Raw genomic sequence first — 24,021 nt, 5'->3', positions numbered from 1 at the left:
TTATGCGACCTCATTTAGCGCGGTAGCCGCATCTTTAATTGCTTGGCGGATACGCACATAGGTTGCACAGCGGCAGATGTTTCCGGACATGGCAGCGTCAATGTCTGCATCTGACGGAGAGGCGTTGTTGGCAAGAAGTGCGCTAGCGGCCATGATTTGCCCTGACTGGCAGTATCCACATTGAGGCACTTCCAACTTTTCCCACGCGGCTTGAATAAGATCCGCAGCCTTTGATTCAATACCTTCGATGGTCGTGATTTGTTGACCAACAACGGCTGAAATAGGGGTAACACATGAACGTATAGGCTGGCCTGCCATATGCACAGTGCAAGCGCCACATTGCGCTAATCCACAGCCAAACTTTGTACCCGTGAGTTGTAGATTATCGCGAATAGCCCAAAGCAATGGCGTATCGGCGGGAACATCGAGATTGTAATCTTGTCCGTTGATATTGACGGAAACGGCCATGGTTATCTCCTTCCTAGGGTTGGCAGCGTTGTTCTTTTTCCTTTGAGAGGAACGGGGAAGTCTATTTATCGTTTGTCACTATGGCTGCCGTTTGTTCTTTTTGTTATCGAGATGTTCCAAAGTTCTTGCCTAAAACTACGAGTTATCGCTTTGGTTTCACATTAGATGCATCTTAAGTGTCATAATTGTCCGGCTATACCCAAACAACCTCAAAGGTGATCTCAACCCTACAACGTGAGGTTGTTTGGGTATATCAGGAGTAGAAGCACTTATGGAATTCACATCGTCACTTGCTAGACAAGTCGTTGCAAAGATGGGCAGCGAAGGTTGTCACCTCACGGCTATTGATGGGCTGAAACTGTATTCGTGTTCGTCAAATATCCCGTTGATCCCGCTTGTCCTCCAGCCAACGATTTGTTTTGTGTTACAAGGACAGAAGCGTGTAACGACAGGAAAGTCATCGTATATTTACGACACACACACTTACCTCATCAATTCAGTGACGCGACCAGTTGAAGCCAGCCTATCGGAAGTAAGCAAAGATAAGCCTTATGTAGGACTAAGCTTGGCGATTGACCAGCATTTGGTCGGACAGTTAATGATGGAAATGGCGCCCTGGCAGCGTGACTCAACCAATGAACAACAAATGGCACTGACGCAATCAACAAGGTTAACGGCATCAATTGCTGACCTAATTAGTCGTTTGGTGGACACACTGGATAACCCCATGGATCAGCAGATTTTGGCAGATTCATTGCGTCGAGAACTGTATTACCAGGTGTTGAAAGGCCCATGCGGCGGTTTACTGCGAAACAGCGTGAGTAATCATGCTGGGGCCAATCGCATCGCCCCAGTAGTACATTATCTTGAGCAGAATTTTGAGCGTAATCTTGATATTGAAGAAATAGCGAGTGTCGCGGGTATGAGCTCGTCGACACTGCATGAACATTTCAGAAAAGTGACGTCAGTGTCACCGATTCAGTATGTGAAATCATTAAGGCTGCACAAAGCGCGGTCAATGCTTTCATCCGGATTTCAAGTCGCGGAAGTGTGTTATGGGGTGGGGTATAGCAGCCCTTCTCAGTTCAGCCGAGAATTTAAACGCTATTTTGGGTTCACACCGAGCGAATCGCGATCGTCCGTCAGCACGTTAAGCTGACTCCCCAAAAAAAACGGCGGCGTTGACCAACTACACCGATACTATCTCGCTAAATTCGCACTGTGGCTTATTTGGTGATTCCGTTGTGGACAGATGTTTTATCGACTAAAACTCGAACCTGACATTAAAATAAAATTGTTCTTTATAAAGACCATTAGCGCGATAGCTCGCACCGATTGATAGCGCATCGGTTGAGTGGAAACGTCCGCCTATTTCAACAATACTGCGTGTGTCATCAGAATCAAAGGCGACCTGACCGACAACCGCATTTGCCTCAATTTGTGGCAGTATCCATGCTCTCAAGCCCACGTTTACGCCATACGCAAGCTCGCCGAAATCGTGTTTATCATCTTGCGGAAATTTCACTGAATAGATGCGAGCGTCGCCATGAACATCGACAAAACCGTTGATTGGCGCATGAAAGCCAGCACCGCCCGAAGCGATCCAGTCCCCTTCAAATTGACTACTTCCGTTCACCACAAAGTGCGCGCCGTCCATAAAGGCTATTCTGCCCGTTGCAGCTAACCCCGATGGGTTTCCGGTAAAACCAATTTCTAGATTGGTGTAGTTAAAGTTAGTCGCCATTGTTGATGCAGATAATAGGCTCATCAGCATCACAACCCATTGTAGGGTTTTTATTTTTTTGAATATTTTCACAGCATTCCCTGCCTTGTTTACAATTTTTACACTTTTGAGAGTGTATGAGTTGCTGGTCTAAAACTTTAGTGATGATTCAAATAACTTTGACCATGATTGCAAACAATTTCTTAGCAACGGATTGCGTTGGCATTTTTCTGCAAACAGTGTGATATTTTTGCATTCCTCGTCGGCGATATTGATGTGCCGAAAAACTATTAGGTCTTTTCATGCTTCCAACTTCTAAAGCGCTCATGGTGCAAGGCACAACATCCGATGCTGGGAAAAGTGTTCTTGTCGCCGGACTAGGTCGTGTACTTTTACGCCGTGGTATTGCTGTTGCGCCTTTTAAACCACAAAACATGGCGCTCAACAGCGCAGTCACCTCCGATGGCGGCGAAATTGGCCGCGCTCAGGCGTTTCAAGCATTAGCTTGTGGTGTAGAGCCCACGGTGCACATGAATCCGATACTGCTAAAGCCTAACTCCGATTGTGGCGCACAAATTATTGTGCAAGGCAAAGCGGGTGAATCCATGAACGCGATTGGCTTTAAATCTTATAAGCAATTCGCCATGAAGCCTGTGATGGAATCTTTTTCTATTCTTCAACAGCAATTTGAATGTGTGCTGATTGAAGGAGCAGGTAGCCCAGCCGAAGTAAACCTTCGGGAGAATGACATCGCGAATATGGGGTTTGCTGAAGAAGCAGATGTGCCAGTGATTATTGTTGCTGATATCGACAGAGGCGGCGTGTTCGCGCACTTGGTTGGAACATTGGACTGTCTCTCCCAATCTGAGCGAGATCGTGTGATTGGTTTTGTTATCAATCGCTTCCGCGGAGACATTTCTTTACTTGAACCAGGGCTTGATTGGTTAGAAGAGAAAACGGGCAAACCCGTGATTGGCGTCGTGCCTTATCTTCAGGGTTTGATGCTTGATGCAGAAGATGCCATTGATGTCACTCAGGTTACTTTGGACACTGATAAAACCCTTAACGTTGTGGTACCTGTAGTACCCCGCATCAGTAACCACACAGATTTCGATGCACTTCGGATTCACCCTCAAGTGAATTTGCAATTTGCTGCGCCGGGCAAGCCTTTACCTACGTGTGACCTCATCATTCTTCCAGGAAGTAAAAGTGTCATTTCAGATTTGGCATCATTGCGCGAATACGGCTGGGATGAACAAATTACCAAGCACCTGCGATATGGCGGTAAAGTGATGGGGATTTGTGGAGGATATCAGATGCTTGGCAAGATGCTTGAAGATCCCCACGGTATTGAAGGAACAATTTTACGCGCTGAAGGACTCGGCTATCTAAACACTCACACCATTATTGAGCGTGAAAAAGTACTGACGCGTTGCAAAGGACAATTACGTCTCTGTGGTAAAACAGCCCCCGTTTTTGGATATGAAATACATATGGGTATCACAGACTCCGCTGGGGAGCACTTGATCTCATCAGAAAATGGTCTCGACGGGTTGATTAATCAAGATAATAACGTGCTTGGTACCTACTGGCATGGGCTGTTTGATTCGCCAGAAGCCTGCTCATTGCTTCTGGAATGGGCAGGGCTAGGCGATGCGAAACGGGTTAGCCTGGAAGACGAAAGAGAGAGGAGTCTCAATGTGTTAGCGGATGCGTTGGAAACATCACTCGATCTTGAAAAGCTATGGCCGACTCGCTAATCATCATGACTAGGTAAGCAATCAAAGCTTCCTTTAGCACATATATTTCCTCAGTCAATGTTGTAAGCGCATAAAAAAATCAATATATCTGTAAAATTAGGTTTGCACTCTGTGTGGAATGGCGATAAGTTAACAATCAATATGTAGGGAAACACATTGCTTAACCTCTTTGTAGGAGCAATGGTTAGTGAGCAGCAAGGTGAAATAATGAGCATTTATAAAACAGACGACGTACGAATTAGCAACATTAAAGAACTCCTGCCACCTGTGGCAATTCTGGAGAAGTATTCAGCCACTGAAAAGGCGTCTGAAACGGTATTTAATGCTCGTCAAGCTATCCACAATATTCTGAATGACAACGATGATCGTCTTTTGGTTATCATCGGTCCTTGTTCAATTCACGACACAGAAGCTGCCGTTGAATATGCGAAGAAGCTAAAAGCGCTTCGTGACCAACATGCAGACAAACTTGAAGTCGTGATGCGTGTATATTTCGAAAAACCACGTACGACTGTTGGCTGGAAGGGGTTGATCAACGACCCGTACATGGATAACAGCTTCCAGCTCAATGACGGTTTACGAATTGGTCGTAAATTGCTGCTTGATATTACCGATATGGGATTGCCAACGGCAGGCGAGTTCCTTGATATGATCACGCCACAGTACATGGGCGATTTGATCAGTTGGGGTGCAATTGGTGCGCGTACTACAGAATCTCAAGTACACCGCGAGCTATCGTCAGGTTTGTCTTGTCCTGTTGGTTTTAAAAACGGTACCGATGGCAACATAAAAATTGCAACGGATGCGATTCGTTCCGCGGAATCTCCGCACCATTTCTTGTCAGTGACCAAATATGGTCATTCAGCGATTGTTGAAACGGCCGGCAATGATGATTGCCATATTATTCTTCGTGGTGGTAAAGAGCCAAACTATTCAGCAGAGCACGTTGCAGCGATAACCGAGCAGCTGGATGCAGCAAAACTGCGCAACAAATTGATGATTGATTTCAGTCATGCAAACAGCAGCAAAGACTTCAAACGCCAAGTTGTTGTCGCTGACGATGTTGCAAACCAAGTGGCTGGCGGAAACGATGCTATCTTTGGTGTGATGATTGAAAGCCACCTTGTTGAAGGTCGCCAAGATCTTGTTGAAGGAAAAGCGCCTGTGTACGGTCAGAGCATTACCGATGCATGTATTGGCTGGCCTGATACAGAGCAAGTGCTTCAGCGTCTGGCTGATGCAGTTCAAGAGCGTCGAGCAAGCAAAAGCTAACGTCTAGAAATTCCTTGATAAATGAACATCAAAGCCAGTGGGGTCCCACTGGCTTTTTTCTTTTTCTTTTCTGCCATCCCAGCAGTTTGTTTGAAAACAGGCGTTATTTTAGAAAGCGCTTTCGTTGCATAAATGTGAACGGAAGGTCTTATCGAGATGCATTGGTGAAAATGAATAAGTCGTTGAATAAAAAAATAATCTGAAATATTCATATGCGTAGGCGTACATTATTTTTTGTGTCTCCTAATCGATACATCGTTACATTCATCCGCAAATATTTGTATGTCACATCACTTATAGGAAATATACCAAATTCACCCATCTATTCAGATGATAATCTCGCCAATAGTCTATTTTTAATAATAATCACAATGGAAGCTTCTGTTGGTGACATATAGAACCAAAGAAAGCGCTTTCAAAATGATATTTAATAGGCATGTGTTCTTGATGGGTGATTTGATGTATCTCGCAACACTTGGTTAGTATTGCAATACCAAATTCACAATCGGTTAACAAGTAGAGCGATGTCACAGATAGAAGCGACAGAAAATCAAATCATGAAAGCGAAAATCGACGTTCCGATGACACAGAAAGGGGCGTACGGTGCAGGCACACTCACGCTTAACCTTTTACCTGGAGCGTTAGGCGTCTTCTCTTTCTTTCTTATCACTGCTTTTGGTATTGACCCATTTCTAGCGGGTTTATTGGGTGGACTGCCAAGGCTTTTTGATGCATTAACCGATCCCATCATGGGATTCATCACAGACAACACCAAATCACGTTGGGGTAGAAGAAGGCCTTACATTGTTGTTGGCGCCATTCTAAGTGGCGTGTTTTTTGCCTTACTTTGGCAACTCGATCCTGAAGCATCTCAAGCGTATAACTTTTGGTATTTCCTCATTTTCTCGATGATCTTCACTATCGGTAACACCATGTTTGCGACGCCTTTCGTTGCCCTTGGTTACGAAATGACCTCGGACTACAACGAACGTACTCGCTTGATGGCATTCGCTCAAACGATGGGTCAGGTTGCATGGATGATCGTACCGTGGTTCTGGGTAATGATTGCGGATAAAGATTTGTTCCCAACGCAGGCCGAAGGGGTACGTGAACTTTCTCTGTATGTTGCAGGTGCATGTATTGTTTTGGGTATTTTGCCGGGTCTATTCTGTAAAGGTCTTGATGACAGCAAACTTGAGAACCGTGCTGAGATTTCATTCGCAACATTGTGGACGAACTTGAAAGCAGTCTTTTCTGGCATTCGAACAGTCTTCAAAAACGGCCCTTTTGTTAAGCTGTGTGGCGCGACTTTCTTAGTCTTCAATGGCTTCCAATTGGTGGCTTCATTTAGCTTCTTTATCATTGTTTTCCATATGTTTGGTGGCGACTACGGCGCGACAGGTAGCTGGCCAGCATGGTTTGCAACGGTTAGTGCTATGACAACGGCATTTTTGGTTATTCCAATTATTAGCTGGATGGCAAGCAAGTATGGAAAGCGCAATGCTTTCATCATTTCAACGATGATTTCAATTGTAGGCTACAGCCTGAAATGGTGGAGCTTTGATCCTTCAAACCCTTGGTTGATCTTCATGCCGATCCCGTTGATGTCGTTTGGTATTGGTGGTTTGTTTACTCTGATGATGAGTATGACTGCTGATGTTTGCGATATGGATGAACTGTCAAATGGTATGCCACGCCGTGAAGGTACCTTCGGTGCAATCTATTGGCTGATGGTCAAGTTAGGCCAAGCACTGGCGCTAATCTTGGGGGGCTTGGTGATTAAATTGGTCGGCTTTGACCCCGGTGCCGCGAGTCAGTCGGCTGAAACGCTGATTCAATTACGTCTTGCTGATATTATTATCCCGGCTTCGACAGCAGCACTCGCGATTATAGTGATGTGGAAATATGATCTGTCGGAAGACAAAGCACGTGCAATTAAAGCGAAACTCGTTGAGCTACGCGGTGAATTGTAAGTGCTAGATCTCATCTAGATTTAACGTATAACCACGTGAAAGGGATGAACATATGTTCATCCCTTTTTTGTTGCTATCTGTTTACTTTAACAACAAGAAAGGAGGGATGGATTTTATTTGAGTCCATTCATATCGCGAATAATCTGCTCAAAAATCTTACTTGAAATATCGATTAGCGTGTCGGGGAAATCATAGCGAGGATCATGAAGAGGCGGGTGGTCGGCTCCGCTGCCAATGCCAAAAAATGCTGATGGCCATGTTTTAGCGTATTCAGAAAAATCTTCGGACCATCGCATTGGTTGCTCAAGCCCAATGAAATCAAATCCTAAGTCTTTACATGCTTGTTTCAACAGCATGTTAGCTTCGCTGTGATTGATGGTGGCACTGAATGAATCAATCCATTCAATGTTTAATGTTAGATCATCTCTTTTTGCATAATACTCTGCTCGCTCTTTCACCTGTGCACAGAGTGTCGAAAAGCATTTGTTGCTGTCACTTCTCAATGTCGCCATTAATTCGCCAGATTGAGGTGTCGTTCCAAATGCTGCTTGTCCCAAATTGATATGCACAATGGTCGACATAGCAAACCCTTGAGTTATCTCCGTGGGCAAGGTTTCGATGTCTAGCATCATTTGTCTGATGGCTCGGGAAGGATTGGCCGCAGTTTCTGGGTAGGCGGCATGTGCAGTCGTGCCTTTGAACGTGATGGAAACTCCGATCGATGCACAAGAGAAAGTGTTATCTCGGCAGAGTATCTGCCCCAGTGGGTAGCCAGGGATATTGTGATAACCAAATGCGTAATCAATGTTACCTTTTGCCCATGCATTATCATTAAGCATGGCAAGTGCGCCGAGCCCGTTTTCTTCAGAAGGCTGAAATATAAGGGTGATGGAACCACGCTGAAGGCGCTGAGAAGACAGTCGATGTGCTAGTGCCATTAAGCTGGCTGAGTGACCGTCGTGTCCGCAGGCATGCATGGCGCCATAGCGTCTCGATCCATGTTCGTGTTTTGCGAGTTCGTTAATTGGAAGCGCATCAGTATCTGCACGAAACAAAAGACGTGGCCCGTCCAAACCCGTTTCAATTTGAACGACAACACCATGCCCCCCAATGCCTTCTATTGGCTCAAAACCAAAAGATCGTAATTTTTCAGCAAGGATTGTCTGTGTTTTTTTTTCAAAACCAGATAGTTCTGGGATCTGATGCAATTGATGACGAAACAGAATTGGGTTGAACATTTCACCGCCAAATTCGCAGAAATAAGCTCAACACTCTACGCGCTCAGATTGGCCGATTTTGTGATCAAAATCTACTTTATTAGGGTTGCAGATCAGAGTTGTTTTTAACTGATTTTGAGTCTAATGAGGGAGAAAAGAAATCGGGCAGATTTGAAATCTGCCCGATTAGTAGGGGGAGTTTGTTTGGAGAGATTCGTGAGTAAATTACTTTCGAATACCTTCGACATGCAACTCTAAATCTACATAGCTAGATGCACCCATGACCGCGATATCATAGTCTTTCAACGCAAGGCGGGTAGTCCCTTCAAAGCCAGCACGATATCCACCCCAAGGGTCTTCACCTGCACCAATGAAATTTGCCTGAATAGCAATTGGATTGGTTTTACCATGCAATGTCAGGTCGCCATTAAGGGTGAGTGTACCATCAGCATTTTCTTCAACAGATGTACTTTTAAAGGTGGCTGTTGAGAACTTAGATGCATTAATGAAGTCTCCACTGCGCAAGTGCTTGTCGCGTTCGGCGTGGTTGGAATCCAGACTCGTTGTATCTATGTTCACAACGATGACCGAATCAGTAACATTCGCGGGATCGTAAGAAAACTCTCCACCAAAATCGTTGAAACGACCTTTAATAAAGCTGTAGCCCAGATGTGGAACTTTGAAGTTGATTGACGCGTGAGCGCCATTGGTGTCGATGACATAGTCATCTGCCAACGTAGCCGCTGAGAATAGTGTTGTCGCTCCGAGCGCTAAAGCAAGTAGGGTCTTTTTCATCACGATTTGCCTCCAATCATTTTCCGTAACGTATTATCTTTATCGATAAAGTGGTGCTTAAGTGCGGCGGCGGCATGCAATACAGCCAATCCGATTAGCCCAAAAGCGGCATAGTAGTGAACGGTTCCTGCAATGTCAGATTGGTCAGGGAATAACTCACCCAACGCAGGAACTGCAAACCAGTCGAAAACTTCGATGGGACGACCATCTGAAGTGGAAATTAAATAGCCCGACGTGAAAATAACAATCAATAGGATATAAATGACGTTGTGCGCTGCGTGTGCTGCAACTCTTTCGAATCGTTTACCCTCTATCTCTGGCGTACTTTTGACAAAACGCCAAACCAGACGAAAAAGGGTTAATGCTGCGACACAAAGACCGACTGATTTGTGCCAATGAGGGGCCGTTTTATACCAGCTGCTGTAATAGGTAAGGTCAACCATCCACAATCCGGCGGCAAACAGTCCAATGATAAGCAAAGCACTGAGCCAGTGGATTAGGCGATGGGTAAGGCCATACTGAGCGGGTTTTTCCATTTCAGAAACGTGTCCAATTGATTAGTGTTAATGAGAATTATAATCAATATTGCTTTAAGGTTAAGCACCAGCAACTGAACAACTTGTTCGAAAAAATAGAAGGAACCTTAAATTTTATGCATTCCGTATCATTCTTCTTGCTGCCAACTCAGGCTTAGAGAGACAGAATCGGCAAACCTAAGTGCATGAGGTTTATCGATGGTTACGCGTGCAAACGTGACCCAATGGTGACCTTTAGCGATATCGAGAACACTTGAAACTAATTTTTCGAGCAACAGGAAACGGCCATTTTCGACATGGTCGATGATGGTTTTCGTGATCACCTTATAATTTAACGCTTCGTCAACGACATCGCTTGAGCATGCTTTGTCGCCGGGGTAGTGAATCTCAATGTTCAGCACAACATCCTGTTTCTTTTCTTGCTCATCAGGATTAAAGCCAATGTATGTGCGTAGGCGAAGATTGGTAATAGTGATAATCGCATTTTGCATAGCTATCATTCCGTCTTGTTATTTTAGTGCTCGGCCACCGTCAAGATTGACGCTTTGGCCTGTCATGTAGTTACTGTTCAATATAAATTCAACCGCATTCACTATCTCTGCTTCACCTGGAGCAAGGTTCATCAAAGATTTAGACAGTGCTTTTCGCTTGTAATTGTCGTCGTCACTATCGTTAAACATAATGAGTGCGGGAGCAATGCTATTCACCTTAACTTGTGGCGCAAGTTTCTGTGCGAAAGATAGGGTGAGGTTTTCCAGTGCCGCTTTACTCGCTGCATACGCGATATGTTTCGCGCTGCCTTTCTTCACGACATAATCAGTAAAGTGAATGATGTCACTGTCCGCATTCTCATCAGTACGCATAAACGGTGCGAGTGCCTGATTGAGCAAGTAGGGCGCTTTGACGTGTACTTGCATCATCTGATCTAACAAGGCGGCATAATCGTCAGTATGCTTTTCTGCGTTCCAATCCGAGGCGTTGTGTATGAGTGCACGAAGGGTAAGGTTACGCTCTGCCAATGTTCTCGCAAATTGATGAATGCCAGCATCGGTTGAAAAATCAGCGTGAATGCATTCCACCCCCATCTTGCGTAGGGTGGCGATGCCCGACCTTTCAGTACGATAGGAAACAATCACCGAATTTCCGCCTTCGACAAAATGTTTAGCAAGCGCAAACCCGATCCTTTGCGCAGCGCCAGTGATCACAATGGTGTTTTGAGTCATATATAGCTATTCCAATGCTCGTGCAATTTTCAGTACCGAACGCAATACGTTTAAATAATTGAAAAGATCACGATAATTGATGAATCAGTGTGTTAGGTGATATTAGCAGAACAATTTAGAGGAATAAGGATGAAGAAGACGGTATTGGTGGCTGGCTCACATGGAAGCATTGGTTTGGCATTAACCAAGAGGCTGCTTCAAAACGACTATCGCGTTATTACGGCAAGCCGATCAGATCTTCCTAGTGATGACAGGGTCAGCGCACATTTGTGTGTCGACATGACACAATCGGATAATGTGCAAAAGATTCGAGATTGGCTTTCCCCTTATTCGTCTGATCTTAAGGGTATTATTCAATGCGCAGGAATACTGCACGATGACAACCATTCTCCTGAAAAGCACCTAGGGCAAGTGTCAGCAGAGTGGTTAGAAAAGTCGATGTCGGTGAATGTTTTGCCACATTTATATTTAGCGCAGGCAGTGTCCCCGTGGATTAACTCGCACTCAGAACTTACATGGGTATCGCTTAGTGCCAAAGTTGCTAGCATTGAAGACAATCAGTTAGGTGGTTGGTACAGCTACCGCATGTCAAAAGCCGCGCTGAATATGTTTATCAAAACGCTTTCTGTTGAATGGGGGAGGCGCTCAAAGCGTTGCTCTGTGATTGCGATGCACCCAGGAACGACACCAAGCGCACTCTCAGAGCCTTTTACCAAGAACTGGCCCCAAGATAAGTTATATTCGCCGTCGTTGACGGCAAGCCGGATACTGGCCCAATTCGAACATGTTAACGCTGAGGACTCAGGGCGGTTATATCATCACGATGGGACGGTGATTCCTTGGTAGAGAGAATCGTTGAAAGCTTATTCAGCAAAATAGCTACGGATCTGCCAAATGCGTGCTGACCAGTATGGGTTGTCTAACGTTGAGATGCTGACACCTTTCGACGAAGAGGCATGCATGAACTGCTTATCACCGATATATATTCCAACATGATAGCGGCGAGCGCCCGTTTTGAAGAAGATTAAGTCGCCATAGGTTGCAGAGTGCAACGTTGTTTTGTTGCCTTTCGCCACTTGTTGCCTAGTAGTACGCGGCAGCGGGTGTTGAAAAACGGCTTGATAAGCTTGCTGCGTAAATGCCGAACAGTCGATTCCCTTCTTCGATACTCCGCCCCAACGATAGGGTGTACCTTGCCATTCTTCGAAGTATTGAACTAATGCCGCACTCAGAGGTTCACCCAGTTTAATATATGGCGCTAATGAATTTGGCCTGTCTGTTTTGTAGTGCACATTAGTGGAATCGTAGGGTGTGGCCGTCGGTGTTGATTCACAACCCGTGAGCACAAAGCTGACGAGCGAAATGGCTTTTAATGTGATGATGGCACGCATTAGTAGAATAAACACCTGCTATAAGCGAATATCTCCAGTCTAAATGCGAGTAACTTGTGGCGCAATATTATGCCTCTCACAGTGCTGCCTTATTCTCACTAATTAGTCAGACAGATATCCAGTGAGAGAAGCCGCTATGCTGCACTTTGATTGCGGCGCATATACCATTCAGTAATGTAATCAGCCAGAGCAAGAACCGCGGGTTCACTTGCCCCTGGTTTTAGACTTAGTCCACTGGCAATCGATGTTTCTACCGAATTACTGTTCAACCATTCCAGCAAATCCATATCTTCCGTAACTGAGCAAGCGGCAATCAATGAAACCGCCATGCCTGATTCAATGGCTGCGTTTAGGCCATGGAAATCCGCCGCGGAAAGTACCACCTGATAAGGGATACTCGCGCGATCGAGAATATCCATGGCAAGCCGTCCCCATCGGCACTCGACTTCGATGGCTAACGGGAGTGGTCGGTCTTTGCAGTAGGTAATGTGCTTGGCTTTGGCCCAAACCAGCTTTTCGGTAAAGAGTTGTGTGGCAGGGTAGCTTTGGTCGTGAATATTAATCAATGCGAGATCTAAACGCCCATCCAGTACTTGTTTGAGCAATCGTTGGCTGCTGTTACTTTGAACTGAAAGCTGAAGGTTAGGGTAGCGCTCAGAAAACCCCGTGAGTATCCGACGAAAAACAAGGTTGACGTAGTCGTCACAGACACCCAATTTAACAATGCCGTTCATTTCCGGGCTATGAAAATGGGCCATCGCCTCATCATTCAATACCAGCATTTGGCGCGCATAGCTCACCAACGTCATACCGTGAGACGTAAGTACATGGCGACGTCCTTGTTTTTGAAACAATGCAACGCCTGACACTTCCTCAAGTTTTTTCATTTGCATGCTAACTGCAGATTGCGTGCGGTGAACGCTGTTTGCTGCTGCGGCAAAGTTCCCGCAGTCAACGATCGCGACGAGTGTTCTCAACTGGTCGATATCAAAGTTGGTCATACATCAATTCCTTTGAAGTTTTGTGTGAAAACTATTGGCTTTTCTTAACAATTAAATTGTTTAAATATTGAACTGTCAAGTGGGTTAGTGAAAGAGACACAGATAAAAGGGGAAACGTCATGAGAAGCAAAGCAAGCAGAACGGTAAATTCTCGGCACGGCATCGACATTGATCAAATGCCAAGCAAGCTTCATGGCGGTTTCATCGCAACCCTCGTCCACAAGTGTTGGGGTTTATGGCGTCGTTATCAGTTACGCAGTGAACTTGAACGAAAACTGGAAGATCAACACTTTCTTAACGACGTGGGTTTAACACGCGCTGACGTAGCAAAAGAAATTGAGTTATTAAGGCGTCAGAAGTAAAGAACGAGTCCTTTGGCAATATGCTCTGCATATCCAACCGCATCTTTTTATGAAGTTGCGGTTTTTTTTTGGCTGTTGACTGGGGAAGTATTGAATCATATTTGTATCATGAATAAGACGGGTTCGACGTCTTCGGTTGGTTAATATACCTGTCATCTAGCTGTGTTCTCATTCAGTTCGGTATTGGGGTGATAAATTTACAGGCATGCAGGGTATAAAAAGTTAGGCGAAGAGTTGGTTAATTTCAATTGGGCAGTCTACGCTTAAAGTAACTCAATGAGTATTAAGATGATTTCTTATACTGATGTGTGTGGTGATGTTTACAATAACTTTACATCATACTTTGTTTTATGCGAGCATTATCACTATGTTGAGTCGACGGTTTGATGTGATGTCATGCTGTTGAAGATTGTAAACATGTTGATTCTTTTGGTTGTGCGAAAACTCTTACATCGTTCAACCAAACATCAGCGTGATGTAGCAAAGTACTGTTTCAAATATATACATTGAATAACAATAAGGTTTGCAACGAGCAAACTGGTTTGGACAACAAACAGTCATAAGGATTTGGTTTGGCCGCCGACAACCTAATGATTGGTCCATTTTTGGCGTTACTGCATAGCTGGACTTTACTTTGCTTACGCACTGAAAAGTCAAAAGGTAACCTGACCCGGCTCCATGGACCGGGTTTTTTATTGCCAAAATTTCGCTAACTGACCATCAACAGATCAAAAAAAAGCCAGACGATGTCTGGCTTCTTCGAAGACTAAAGGTGCGATAGATTATTCGCCCTTTGTAGCAACCGCATCTTCTGCTTCAAGCTTCTCTGCAACGACAGCAAACTCTCTCGTTGGCTTCCCGACAATAGAGCGGGTAGCCTCTTTGATGTCAGTAATATTCACTTCAATCTGGTCGCCCAGTTGGAATTCTTTATTACCGTCAACGGAGATGGTTCCCATATCAGCATTGCATTCAACGCGTTTCTTGTTCTCACAAATCAATGAACCAGGAATAAAGGTCATTGCGCCATTTTCAAGAAGACGAACACGCATGCCGGCACGGTTGATATCGAAAATTTCAGCCAAGAAAGCTTTCTTTTCTTTTACGCTGTCTTTAAGCAAGCGCACATACAACCAGTCAGAAACGTCACGCTCGGCCATGCGATGATGCTTGCGGTGCAGCGCCAGCTCATCGCCAATCAGCTCGTCAGGCGTTTGTGCCGCGGTTTCGCCACGCACGATCGCTTTAAGTAGGCGATGGTTAACCATATCGCCATACTTACGGATTGGAGATGTCCACGTTGCGTAAACATCCAGACCCATTGCAAAATGCGGGGCGGGTGCCGTACCCACTTCGCTATATGCTTGATATTTACGAATACGATTGTCCAAGAAGGTGGTCTCTTGGGTGTTCAACCAGCGACGCAATGCACTGAAACCTTCAACGGTTGCTAGTGTGTCTGCGTTTACGTCACCACCATGTTGGTTGATCATCTCAACGGCATCCGCCATTTTCTCAGTAGAAAAACCAGCGTGAGTGTTAAACACACCAAAGCCAAAATGCTCACGCAAAGCACGACCTGCACAAATATTCGCGGTGATCATTGCTTCTTCAACCATGCGGTTGGCAATACGACGTGGGTCAACGTGTATGGCGATAACGTCATTGTCTTCGCTTAACTCAAAACGATAGTCTGGACGGTCAGGGAAGGTCACCGCGTTGGTTTCACGCCAATTCACACGCGCCTTTGCAAGGCGGTGGAGCGCATTCACTTGCTCTGCAATGACATCTGATGGTTGCCAGTTTTCGCTGTGACCGTTCTCAATCCAATCAGACACGTTGTCATACGCTAAACGAGCTTGCGATTTGATGGTGGCTGAAAAGAAAGTGGCGTCTTCGGCAATCGTGCCATCGGCTTGAACGGTTACACGGCAACAAAGTGCAGGGCGAATTTCTTCTTCACGCAAGGAGCAAAGGTCGTCGCTCAACTCGCGAGGCAACATTGGAATGTTACGACCAGGCAGATAGATAGTGAAACCGCGCTCGCGTGCTTGTTTATCAAGTTCTGTGCTTTCGGCAACATAGGCTGTTGGGTCAGCAATAGCGATGGTCAGCGTATAGGTACCATCTTCGTTCGCTACGGTGTGCAACGCATCGTCCATATCTTTGGTTGAGGCGTTGTCAATAGTAATAAATGGCACTTGGGTCAGATCTTCGCGGATGAGCGATTCGTCGAGCATTTCCCAATTTGTCTGAGGTGCGGGTTCTTGGTTCGGCAGATCATGCTTTGCCAATGTTACCCACCAAGGTGCACCCTTGTCGTTTGCGTCAGTGATTTTCTCACTGATTTCACAAAAGAAGCCGTTTTCACCTTTCAAAGGGTGGCGGATAAGTTTCGCCACAACCCAGTCACCGTCAGATAACGCATCATGACTTAGCCCTTTACACGTCTTAGCACGTATAGCGTCTTTTAGCTGGGGACTGTCAGGGACGACATTGAGATTATTGCGGATCATTTTTACTCGACCGATGAATCGAGTAATGGATTGCTCCAATAATTCATCCGGTTCCGCTACTTCTTTCTCTTTTTCGGTGCGGATCAACGCGACAACCTTGTCACCATGCATCACTTTCTTCATGTATACAGGTGGAATGAAGTAGCTGGTTTTATTATCAACTTCAAGAAAACCGAAGCCTTTTTCTGTGGCTTTGATCGTGCCTTCTTTTTTCGGAATGGTTTCTTTAATTTGCTGTTTTAGTTGTGCTAGTAGCGGATTGTCTTGAAACATTAGCCTGATCTCAGAGTGTGAACCGCAACACTATACGTATTCAAGACATTAAAACCAAGATGTGTGTCCTAACAACTTGCTCAATAACACAGGCTAAAACTTCGTGGCGCATCTCAAAGTTGATGTAACAGCAATGCGAAATTTGATTCGGATGACAGAATGGGTTCAGTCGATGTTGTGTGAGTGGGTGTGCACATGGAAAGTGCTGAATTAGAGCGTCAGATTGAAAAAATAGGGACGAATGACACCCTTGAATCTTGGTGTAAGTGTGTCTTTGAGCAACTAAGAAAACAAAACGGCATCAAGAACATTGCATTGTTTGTTTGGGGAAATGACGTGCTTCGGCTTGCTGCAAGTCAAACGCAGCATGTGTTTAGTTTTTACGCCAATTTTAAGCCCGTTGAAGAATACAGCGGCTATTTCATTGACTGGCCACTTCTCGCCAAAAAATATCACGACGAATTTTCATTTGTATCTGAATTACCCTTTCATGGCGGATGGCAAAAAAATCATGTCATGTGGGAACACGCTGTTATTCCCCTGACCAAAAGCGACTGTTTACTGGGATTTGTTCTGGTTGAGATTGATATACCAAGCGAAATCAGAACGCTGCGTCGAGAAGCGTTCAATTGGCTTCGTCAAGATGCTGCCTTTCAGTTGAAATGCAAAGTCCTCAAACACCAACTCACGCAGATGCAACTCTCTAAAAAGCAAAACGAGTTGAACCTAGCCTTAAACAATCGCACCTTATCTTCTCAGCTCACGTACTTAAAAAGCCTTCACGAAATATCTCTTCGATTCACCAAAGCAACGACGACACATTCTCTGTGTCGAATCGCGATTGAGCTGGGACGAGATCGACTCCAAATCGATCGAATGGGCATTTTTCTTTGTGATATGGAAACGTTGAAAATGTGGGGGACATGGGGAACCGATCCTCATGGCAATGTGGTTGACCGATCTGATTTTTGTCAGGAGATGCCCAACAGTCTGTTTATTGAAGAAGCGTTTACTCGGAAAAACGAATTGATTGTGAAAGAAAACGTGCCTCTTTATTTCGGATTAGAGGAAGTCGGGATTGGTTGGAACATCATGATGGCGATGTGGGACCGGGACGAGTGTATCGGTTGGCTCGCGGCTGATAATTTAATTTATCGTTCAGTATTGGACGAACCAAAGAAAGAAGCGATTAAATTACTTGCGGCGTCGGTGTGTCAGAAAATTATTAAATTGCGCGAAACAGAGTCAGCCAATGCGAGATTCTCTGAGCTTCAGATTGTGCACAAGGATCAAGCAAAAGAGTTGGCACAATTAAGACGGGAATTGTCAGGAACCAAACAACAGGGACTGTGGGCAAATATCACTGATTTCCGTACTGGTTTACCGAATGAAAAACACTTGGCGCTGAGTTTATCCGGTTTTGTTTCACAGGTTCGAAAGCAGAAAGCATCCCTTGCTGTCATATCCATTGCGATAGATTTTTTCCGCGCGTATGAGAAAAAGTATGGCGTGGACTCGACTGATCGAATGTTGCGGTTAATTACAGCATCGACCGAAGACAATTTGGTGGAGCTGGAATCTTGCCATTTGGTGACAACGTCACCGGGTGAATTTGTTGTTTTAGTGCAATATGATGATGAAGTTGAGATACGCGAGTTGGCTGAAAAGATTGTCAATTCAGTTTGCCATCTCAATATTAGCAGCAAAACATCAACAATTTACCAACGCATTACGTTGAGTGTTGGTGTTCATCTGTGTGGTGTTTCGTTGTTTACCAAGCAAAGTACGTTGCTTAAAAAAGCGGAAAAACAACGTATGATGGCGAAGAAATTGGGGAGAAATCGGGTCTGTGTTGACTAAAAAGTGATAGGTGCTGTGCGACCTCATGCCTAAATTAACGACAATTTGCTAGCGAATTAGGCTATTGCAGTCAAAAAGTCGACAGTCGAGGAAAAAATTGTGAACTTGTTCAATTTTTTCTGGCTTTTTTTGGTTTATTAGCGCAGAATTCTGACCCTTATTTGTCGAGGCCCGTAGCGTTAGTTACTGTTGCAGAGAGTAGGAAGTCATTGTCGTAAACAATAATGACCCTGCATCAGTAAAATATAACAGTACGAAACCGCTAGCAGGGGCCCCGTTACTTTAGTCTATATATTGGGATCCCAATGCAAGATACCGTTACTGAATTTCGTCAGCTAGATCTGTCTGAAAACCTTCTTTCCGCTTTAGATTCAATTGGCTTCGTATCACCAACGCCAATTCAAGCGGCTTCGATTCCTCTTCTATTGACTGGTGCTGATGCACTGGGCAAGGCGCAAACCGGTACAGGTAAAACTGCCGCGTTTTCACTGCCAGTTCTTAACAAAATCGATCTGAACCAGCACAAGCCACAAGCTATTGTTATGGCGCCTACTCGTGAGCTTGCTATTCAGGTTGCAGCAGAAGTTAAATTGCTGGGTAAAAACATCGCTGGTCTGAAAGTGCTAGAGATCTACGGTGGTGCTTCTATCGTTGATCAAATGCGTGCTCTACGTTCAGGTGCTCACATTGTTGTTGGTACTCCTGGCCGTGTTAAAGACCTTATCAACCGCGAACGTCTGCAACTAGACGAAGTGAAAACTTTCGTTCTAGATGAAGCTGATGAAATGTTGAAAATGGGCTTTGTTGATGACGTGACTTGGATCATGGAACAAGCGCCAGAAACTGCACAACGTGTGTTGTTCTCTGCAACCATGCCACCGATCGTAAAAGAAATCGTTGACCGTTTCCTTCGCGATCCAGCTCGTATTGACGTGGCTGGTAGCAACCGTACTGTTGAGAAAGTAGAACAGCAATACTGGGTAGTGAAAGGCGTAGAAAAAGACGAAGCAATGTCTCGTCTTCTTGAAACCGAAGAAACTGACGCATCTATCGTATTCGTACGTACTCGTCAGGATACCGAGCGTCTGGCTGATTGGTTGCAAGCACGTGGCTTCAAAGCTGCTGCATTGCACGGTGATATTCCTCAGTCTCTACGTGAGCGCACTGTTGATCACATCAAACGTGGTGTTATCGATATTCTTGTTGCGACTGATGTTGTTGCTCGTGGTCTTGATGTTCCACGTATCACTCACGTATTCAACTACGACATCCCATTTGATGTTGAGTCGTATATCCACCGTATTGGCCGTACTGGCCGTGCTGGTCGTGCAGGTAAAGCGATTCTGTTGGTTCGCACCAACCAAATCCGCATGCTGCGCACCATTGAGCGTGTCACTTCTACTCGCATGGAAGAAATTCAACTTCCAATGCGCGACAAGGTTGCAGAAGCACGTCTTGCTGCACTTGCTGCTGACCTGCTTGAGCAGAAAGAGCAAGAAAGCCTAGAAGCATTTGTCGGTCTAATCGAGAAGCTTCAAGAGCAAATCGAAGTAGATACTGCAACGCTAGCTGCAATGTTACTTCAGCGTCAACAAGGTAAGCGTCCGTTGTTCTACACCGGTCCTGACCCAATGCTTTCTGCTATCGAGCGCGAAAACAAACGTCGTGAATCACGTCGTGATGAACGCCCTCGTGACGGCAGCCGTCCAGAGCGTGGTGCTGATCGCGGTGAGCGTCGTAGCTACAATGCTGCAGATTGGGATACTTACCAACTGCAAGTTGGCCGTGACCAAGGCGTTCAGGTTAAAGATATCGTTGGCGCTATCGCAAACGAACTTGGCCTAGAGAAGCAATTCATTGGTTCTATCAAGTTGGCAACTGGCCATACTTACGTTCAATTGCCGAAGAAAATGCCTAATGAAATTATGGCGCAACTTAAGCAACTGCGTATTCGCCAGAAAGCAACTGACGCACAACTGGTAGAAGGTCATGTGAACATGGAGCCGCCACGTCGTCGTACTGGTGGTGACCGCAATGGTGGCGCTAACGCTGGTGGCGGTGCACGTCGTTTTGATGAGCGCGGACCTCGCGGTGGCAACGGTGGCAAACCTTCTGGTGAGCGTCGTTTCAATCGTGACCGTGGTGGTAACGGTGGTAACGGTCGTCCAGCTGCAGCTCGTACTGACCGTCGTCCAGCGGACGCATAATCTGTTGTAAATGACATTCAAAAGCCGACGAAAGTCGGCTTTTTTGTGCCTGTTATATTTTAGGATATCAGAGACTCAATAATAAATGAGTTCCAAAGATTGGGACGTCGTCTCCACCAATGTGGGACTATATTATTGATACAGCAAGCCTAAACTGGGTATGACCAGTGTTTCCCTGTTTGAGGATTGTCTTATGCTGAACATGCAGTTTGATAGACGGGTGATTATCAATGCCAATGATCTCGCTTGGCAGCCTTCACCTATGGATGGCGTACTTCGTAAACCTTTGGCACGTGAAGAGGAAGAACGAGGGCACGCAACAAGTATCGTAAAGTATGCGCCTAAGAGTGTATTCAAACATCACGAACACCCACTTGGAGAAGAAATTCTTGTCCTACATGGTGTGTTTTCTGATGAATTTGGCGATTACCCTGCTGGAACGTATATCCGCAACCCTGCCGGAACCTCTCACACGCCATTTAGTCATGTTGGCTGCACACTCCTCGTTAAGCTTCATCAGTTTTCTGCTAATGATCACCATCAGATACGAATAGACACCCGTGATGACAAACATTGGATTGATGGACAAGGCCGTTTAAGAATGCTGCTGCTTCATGAATTTAATGGTGAACAAGTCGCCATGATCCGTTGGCCTGCCGGTCAGCATTTTTTCTCTATCTCTCATTTTTGTGGAGAAGAAATCTTGGTGCTTAGTGGTGAGTATCGAGATGAATATGGAAAGTACCCAGCTGGGACTTGGCTTCGCAATCCGCATATGTTCGAATACAACCCATTTGCCGAAGAAGATACCTTGTTGTGGGTGAAAGTTGGCCACCTTCCTTATCCTGGTGGGTAACGTAACCTGGTAAGCTTGAAAGCGCTTTCTTACCGTGTGGCTTAATACTGATACAGATGTCTTCTCGCTATACCGCTAGTATATTGCTTGAGTGTTTAGCTCGATAGTTCGAGCGCTTTCTTGATTGTGCCTCAGTAACGCTAGGATATGATGGACTCGGATGTTTCAGACTCAAAATCAATCACAGATGCTGTACTTCGATATCGCACCTGTCCCGATGCTCATTCTCAATGAGCTAGGTGAAATAGTTCATAGCAATCGCGAGTGTCAAAACATATTGCGGTTCGAGCAAACGAGCAGTCATATTGATGATTGTCTTTCTGCGGGCGTTTGGTTGGACATTAAACGCCACTTCTCAACGCCACCTGTTTTTACGTCACCTGAGCCTTTCAGCAAGGCCATCAAATTCACGTGTTCCAATGCCTCCTATTCTTTGAACGTAAGCGTTGCCGACACCTCTTCTGGTGTTACCTACGTTGCCGCACTTACCTTGCATTCAAAAGAAGTTGCTCCAGGCGGCGTTGCCATGGACAGACTCCCGTTCGGTATGGCAGTAGTAGACTCTGATGGTTATTTTCTTGATATGAATCAAGCGTTTTATCAGCTGTTGGGCTACCGAGAAGAAGAACTCAAAACGAAAAAAGACTTTGACCTTACCTATGTGTCAGATGCCAATAGCGAAAAACCACTGAGACATAATTTGATAGGGCGTGGTGGACAGCAGTATCACGTAGACAAGAGATATATACACAAACATGGCCACCAACTTTGGGTGAGAACTTTTGTCTCTGCGGTATCAGATGATGTGTCGGGTGATGTAAGATTTATCATCTCCGTTTTTGATATTCATGAAGAAAAACAGCTTCAAGATGTTATCGCGACGTCTGAAAGACGGTTTCGTGTGATTGCAGAAAATGTGAGTTCCGTTGTTTGGATATCCGGCGCCGATCCGATGCGACTTTTCTACGTGAACAAATGCTATGACAACGTATGGGAAGAGTCAGCCGAGTCGCTTTACGGTGATCCTCGCGCATTTCTTAAAAAGATCCACCCTGCAGAGAGAGAGATAGCATCGGTCACCAGATTCTCATCGTCTACGGATTCATGGAATGTGAACTATCGATTGCTGTTTCCTGACGGGCGCATTAAACACATTCGTGATAGCGGTCATTGCGTCTTTGATGGCAATAGTGAGCTTATTTACCGCGTGGGTACACTGACAGACATTACGTCAGAAATTGTTCAACGGGACAACGTGGTGACAATGGCGCAACAGTTACGTCAATTGGTAGAGTATGACTCTTTGACAGGGATTAAGTCTCGCCACGCCATCATGAATGATATTCGAGAAACCTATCAGCAATTTTCAATGACGGGTGACCCTTCAATGCTTGTGTATATTGACGCAGATGGGTTCAAAGGCATTAATGATTCATTTGGTCATGAGGTCGGCGATCAAGTGTTGGTAAAGATCGCAGAGCATCTAACCAGCAATATTCGTGATTCTGATGTGGCTGGACGGATAGGTGGTGATGAATTCGTTGTCCTTTTACGCCATACCGCCCAATCTGAAGTGCCTCAGATACTGGAAAGACTCTGTCGGGATATCAACTCGGAGGGACTACCAATTAACATTGCTGTGACCCTAAGTTTGGGTGAAAAAGAACTATGTTCAAACATTTTATCAGCAGAACAATGGCTTAGTGAAGCAGATCAAACGATGTACCATAATAAGCGAGAGAAGAAGAAAGCGCGTAGCCAGCATCTAAGCACGTTGTGACAAGTAAAGTACTAGCACTTTAAGCTGATACAGTTCAGTTGTTGTTAAAATGAGACATATCTCTGTATTGCTTCGGCGTATTCTCTTAGTTGAATAACAGGGGGATTGTTTATGCAGAGCGTTGTTGAAGTATTTGGTACAGCACTAGCCAGCTATTACAACGGCAATAAATCAGGGAAACTTATTGTGAGGGAAAATAATGGAACGTCTGTGATACCGACGTCCGATTTTTTCCGCCGCCCTGAGGACGTTGCCACAGATAGAATTGCACTCTCGTATTGTCGACGAAGTGTCTTAAACATCGGCGCAAACGGTGGAGAGCATTCGCTGTTTCTTGTCGCTAAGGGTATCAAAGTTATCTCCGTCGACAGCTCTCCAATAGCGTGTGCCATCATGCATCAGCGTGGGGTTCCGTCAGTGATATGTGGTCACTTGTTTGATCAACACCCCATGTTTGACCGCACTTTTACGTGGTTAGCATTACGCGGCGTGATTGGGCAACTGGGTAACATCAGAAACTTTTTTCACTTCCTCGATTTGGCTCATCGCAATCTTTACCCAGGGGGGCGTTTAATTCTCAGTTCTGAAAACCTGAAATATGAAGGTTATCGAACGCGTCACTTAACTTTTGAATTTGACGGTCGAGTCAGTGAAGAAGTGCCATGGTTTGATGTGGGAATGTCGACGCTGAGACGTGTTGCTGAAAGTAAGAACTTTAATTGTCGTGTTGTCTATTGTGATGACAGTAACAAGTATGTGGCATTACTGACTAAGAAATAATAATGTGACGTTGTCACTATTGTGGTTA

The 24,021-nt window shown here is 45.2% G+C and carries 21 protein-coding genes; 11 read left to right on the top strand and 10 right to left on the bottom strand.

What is annotated here, in order from left to right:
• A complete protein-coding gene (locus ACED36_RS00775; protein ID WP_371732568.1) occupies nt 1-468 on the bottom strand; it encodes a (2Fe-2S)-binding protein in 468 nt (155 codons plus the stop codon).
• A gap of 271 nt (nt 469-739) precedes the next feature.
• Here ACED36_RS00775 and ACED36_RS00770 point away from each other — a divergent pair, with 271 nt between their 5' ends.
• Nucleotides 740-1,627, top strand: a complete 888-nt coding sequence (locus tag ACED36_RS00770; protein WP_016958635.1) for an AraC family transcriptional regulator — start codon at nt 740-742, stop codon at nt 1,625-1,627.
• A 105-nt stretch (nt 1,628-1,732) separates the two neighbouring features.
• Here the strand turns inward: ACED36_RS00770 and ACED36_RS00765 are convergent, their stop codons facing one another.
• A complete protein-coding gene (locus tag ACED36_RS00765) occupies nt 1,733-2,284 on the bottom strand; it encodes a hypothetical protein (protein ID WP_017003459.1) in 552 nt (183 codons plus the stop codon).
• A gap of 209 nt (nt 2,285-2,493) precedes the next feature.
• Between ACED36_RS00765 and ACED36_RS00760 the strand changes: the two genes are divergently transcribed.
• The 3 genes from ACED36_RS00760 (at nt 2,494) to ACED36_RS00750 (ending at nt 7,196) form a co-directional block, all read left to right on the top strand.
• The gene (locus tag ACED36_RS00760; RefSeq protein WP_016958637.1) at nt 2,494-3,951 is read left to right on the top strand and encodes a cobyric acid synthase; all 1,458 of its coding nucleotides are present in this window, start codon (nt 2,494-2,496) and stop codon (nt 3,949-3,951) included.
• A gap of 213 nt (nt 3,952-4,164) precedes the next feature.
• Complete coding sequence (gene aroG / locus ACED36_RS00755) at nt 4,165-5,223, top strand: 3-deoxy-7-phosphoheptulonate synthase AroG (RefSeq protein ID WP_026023874.1); 1,059 nt, start codon at nt 4,165-4,167, stop codon at nt 5,221-5,223.
• A gap of 524 nt (nt 5,224-5,747) precedes the next feature.
• On the top strand, nt 5,748-7,196 hold the full coding sequence (locus tag ACED36_RS00750) for an MFS transporter (RefSeq protein WP_016958640.1): 1,449 nt from the start codon (nt 5,748-5,750) through the stop codon (nt 7,194-7,196).
• A 113-nt stretch (nt 7,197-7,309) separates the two neighbouring features.
• Here the strand turns inward: ACED36_RS00750 and ACED36_RS00745 are convergent, their stop codons facing one another.
• From ACED36_RS00745 to folM, 5 genes are all read right to left on the bottom strand, one after another.
• Nucleotides 7,310-8,434, bottom strand: a complete 1,125-nt coding sequence (locus ACED36_RS00745) for an amidohydrolase (RefSeq protein ID WP_016958641.1) — start codon at nt 8,432-8,434, stop codon at nt 7,310-7,312.
• 204 nt (nt 8,435-8,638) lie between these two features.
• A complete protein-coding gene (locus ACED36_RS00740) occupies nt 8,639-9,208 on the bottom strand; it encodes a YceI family protein (RefSeq protein ID WP_016958642.1) in 570 nt (189 codons plus the stop codon).
• A complete protein-coding gene (locus ACED36_RS00735; RefSeq protein ID WP_371732567.1) occupies nt 9,208-9,744 on the bottom strand; it encodes a cytochrome b in 537 nt (178 codons plus the stop codon). The genes ACED36_RS00740 and ACED36_RS00735 overlap by 1 nt, the downstream gene beginning before the upstream one ends.
• A 128-nt stretch (nt 9,745-9,872) precedes the next feature.
• Nucleotides 9,873-10,235 (bottom strand): dihydroneopterin triphosphate 2'-epimerase, encoded by a 363-nt coding sequence (folX, locus tag ACED36_RS00730; RefSeq protein ID WP_016958644.1) that lies wholly within the window; start codon nt 10,233-10,235, stop codon nt 9,873-9,875.
• A gap of 18 nt (nt 10,236-10,253) precedes the next feature.
• On the bottom strand, nt 10,254-10,967 hold the full coding sequence (gene folM / locus ACED36_RS00725; RefSeq protein WP_016958645.1) for a dihydromonapterin reductase: 714 nt from the start codon (nt 10,965-10,967) through the stop codon (nt 10,254-10,256).
• A 129-nt stretch (nt 10,968-11,096) separates the two neighbouring features.
• Between folM and ACED36_RS00720 the strand changes: the two genes are divergently transcribed.
• Nucleotides 11,097-11,813 (top strand): SDR family NAD(P)-dependent oxidoreductase, encoded by a 717-nt coding sequence (locus tag ACED36_RS00720; RefSeq protein WP_371732566.1) that lies wholly within the window; start codon nt 11,097-11,099, stop codon nt 11,811-11,813.
• Nucleotides 11,814-11,830: 17 nt separating this feature from the next.
• Here ACED36_RS00720 and ACED36_RS00715 read toward each other — a convergent pair whose 3' ends face one another.
• Complete coding sequence (locus ACED36_RS00715) at nt 11,831-12,358, bottom strand: C40 family peptidase (RefSeq protein ID WP_371732565.1); 528 nt, start codon at nt 12,356-12,358, stop codon at nt 11,831-11,833.
• 134 nt (nt 12,359-12,492) lie between these two features.
• On the bottom strand, nt 12,493-13,359 hold the full coding sequence (locus tag ACED36_RS00710) for a LysR substrate-binding domain-containing protein (RefSeq protein WP_016958648.1): 867 nt from the start codon (nt 13,357-13,359) through the stop codon (nt 12,493-12,495).
• A gap of 119 nt (nt 13,360-13,478) precedes the next feature.
• On the opposite strand from ACED36_RS00710, the gene ACED36_RS00705 reads away from it, so the two are divergent.
• A complete protein-coding gene (locus ACED36_RS00705) occupies nt 13,479-13,721 on the top strand; it encodes a hypothetical protein (protein WP_016958649.1) in 243 nt (80 codons plus the stop codon).
• A 782-nt stretch (nt 13,722-14,503) separates the two neighbouring features.
• On the opposite strand, the gene ACED36_RS00700 is transcribed toward ACED36_RS00705, so the two are convergent.
• A complete protein-coding gene (locus tag ACED36_RS00700; protein WP_017003461.1) occupies nt 14,504-16,510 on the bottom strand; it encodes an exoribonuclease II in 2,007 nt (668 codons plus the stop codon).
• Between the two features lie 195 nt (nt 16,511-16,705).
• On the opposite strand from ACED36_RS00700, the gene ACED36_RS00695 reads away from it, so the two are divergent.
• The 5 genes from ACED36_RS00695 to ACED36_RS00675 all read left to right on the top strand — a co-directional run bounded on the left by ACED36_RS00695 (nt 16,706) and on the right by ACED36_RS00675 (nt 23,993).
• Nucleotides 16,706-18,370, top strand: coding sequence for a diguanylate cyclase domain-containing protein (locus tag ACED36_RS00695; RefSeq protein WP_371732564.1), 1,665 nt, complete (start codon nt 16,706-16,708; stop codon nt 18,368-18,370).
• A 305-nt stretch (nt 18,371-18,675) separates the two neighbouring features.
• Nucleotides 18,676-20,577 (top strand): DEAD/DEAH box helicase, encoded by a 1,902-nt coding sequence (locus ACED36_RS00690; RefSeq protein WP_371732563.1) that lies wholly within the window; start codon nt 18,676-18,678, stop codon nt 20,575-20,577.
• Between the two features lie 193 nt (nt 20,578-20,770).
• A complete protein-coding gene (locus ACED36_RS00685) occupies nt 20,771-21,433 on the top strand; it encodes a cupin domain-containing protein (RefSeq protein WP_371732562.1) in 663 nt (220 codons plus the stop codon).
• A 160-nt stretch (nt 21,434-21,593) separates the two neighbouring features.
• The gene (locus tag ACED36_RS00680) at nt 21,594-23,213 is read left to right on the top strand and encodes a diguanylate cyclase (RefSeq protein WP_371732561.1); all 1,620 of its coding nucleotides are present in this window, start codon (nt 21,594-21,596) and stop codon (nt 23,211-23,213) included.
• A 111-nt stretch (nt 23,214-23,324) separates the two neighbouring features.
• Nucleotides 23,325-23,993 (top strand): class I SAM-dependent methyltransferase, encoded by a 669-nt coding sequence (locus ACED36_RS00675; protein WP_016958655.1) that lies wholly within the window; start codon nt 23,325-23,327, stop codon nt 23,991-23,993.
• Nucleotides 23,994-24,021 lie beyond the last annotated feature (28 nt).

This window comes from Enterovibrio sp. FF113, assembly GCF_041439165.1.
Lineage (GTDB): Bacteria > Pseudomonadota > Gammaproteobacteria > Enterobacterales > Vibrionaceae > Enterovibrio > Enterovibrio norvegicus_A.
This window is presented reverse-complemented; position numbering and strand designations above follow the sequence as displayed.

What these genes read in the sequence shown, in the direction of transcription:
- ACED36_RS00775 (WP_371732568.1), bottom strand. Translation starts at nt 468, where the DNA reads ATGGCCGTTTCCGTCAATATCAACGGACAAGATTACAATCTCGATGTT.
- ACED36_RS00770 (WP_016958635.1), top strand. Translation starts at nt 740, where the DNA reads ATGGAATTCACATCGTCACTTGCTAGACAAGTCGTTGCAAAGATGGGC.
- ACED36_RS00760 (WP_016958637.1), top strand. Translation starts at nt 2,494, where the DNA reads ATGCTTCCAACTTCTAAAGCGCTCATGGTGCAAGGCACAACATCCGAT.
- ACED36_RS00750 (WP_016958640.1), top strand. Translation starts at nt 5,748, where the DNA reads ATGTCACAGATAGAAGCGACAGAAAATCAAATCATGAAAGCGAAAATC.
- ACED36_RS00745 (WP_016958641.1), bottom strand. Translation starts at nt 8,434, where the DNA reads ATGTTCAACCCAATTCTGTTTCGTCATCAATTGCATCAGATCCCAGAA.
- ACED36_RS00740 (WP_016958642.1), bottom strand. Translation starts at nt 9,208, where the DNA reads ATGAAAAAGACCCTACTTGCTTTAGCGCTCGGAGCGACAACACTATTC.
- ACED36_RS00735 (WP_371732567.1), bottom strand. Translation starts at nt 9,744, where the DNA reads ATGGAAAAACCCGCTCAGTATGGCCTTACCCATCGCCTAATCCACTGG.
- folX (WP_016958644.1), bottom strand. Translation starts at nt 10,235, where the DNA reads ATGCAAAATGCGATTATCACTATTACCAATCTTCGCCTACGCACATAC.
- folM (WP_016958645.1), bottom strand. Translation starts at nt 10,967, where the DNA reads ATGACTCAAAACACCATTGTGATCACTGGCGCTGCGCAAAGGATCGGG.
- ACED36_RS00720 (WP_371732566.1), top strand. Translation starts at nt 11,097, where the DNA reads ATGAAGAAGACGGTATTGGTGGCTGGCTCACATGGAAGCATTGGTTTG.
- ACED36_RS00715 (WP_371732565.1), bottom strand. Translation starts at nt 12,358, where the DNA reads ATGCGTGCCATCATCACATTAAAAGCCATTTCGCTCGTCAGCTTTGTG.
- ACED36_RS00710 (WP_016958648.1), bottom strand. Translation starts at nt 13,359, where the DNA reads ATGACCAACTTTGATATCGACCAGTTGAGAACACTCGTCGCGATCGTT.
- ACED36_RS00705 (WP_016958649.1), top strand. Translation starts at nt 13,479, where the DNA reads ATGAGAAGCAAAGCAAGCAGAACGGTAAATTCTCGGCACGGCATCGAC.
- ACED36_RS00700 (WP_017003461.1), bottom strand. Translation starts at nt 16,510, where the DNA reads ATGTTTCAAGACAATCCGCTACTAGCACAACTAAAACAGCAAATTAAA.
- ACED36_RS00695 (WP_371732564.1), top strand. Translation starts at nt 16,706, where the DNA reads ATGGAAAGTGCTGAATTAGAGCGTCAGATTGAAAAAATAGGGACGAAT.
- ACED36_RS00690 (WP_371732563.1), top strand. Translation starts at nt 18,676, where the DNA reads ATGCAAGATACCGTTACTGAATTTCGTCAGCTAGATCTGTCTGAAAAC.
- ACED36_RS00685 (WP_371732562.1), top strand. Translation starts at nt 20,771, where the DNA reads ATGCTGAACATGCAGTTTGATAGACGGGTGATTATCAATGCCAATGAT.
- ACED36_RS00680 (WP_371732561.1), top strand. Translation starts at nt 21,594, where the DNA reads ATGTTTCAGACTCAAAATCAATCACAGATGCTGTACTTCGATATCGCA.
- ACED36_RS00675 (WP_016958655.1), top strand. Translation starts at nt 23,325, where the DNA reads ATGCAGAGCGTTGTTGAAGTATTTGGTACAGCACTAGCCAGCTATTAC.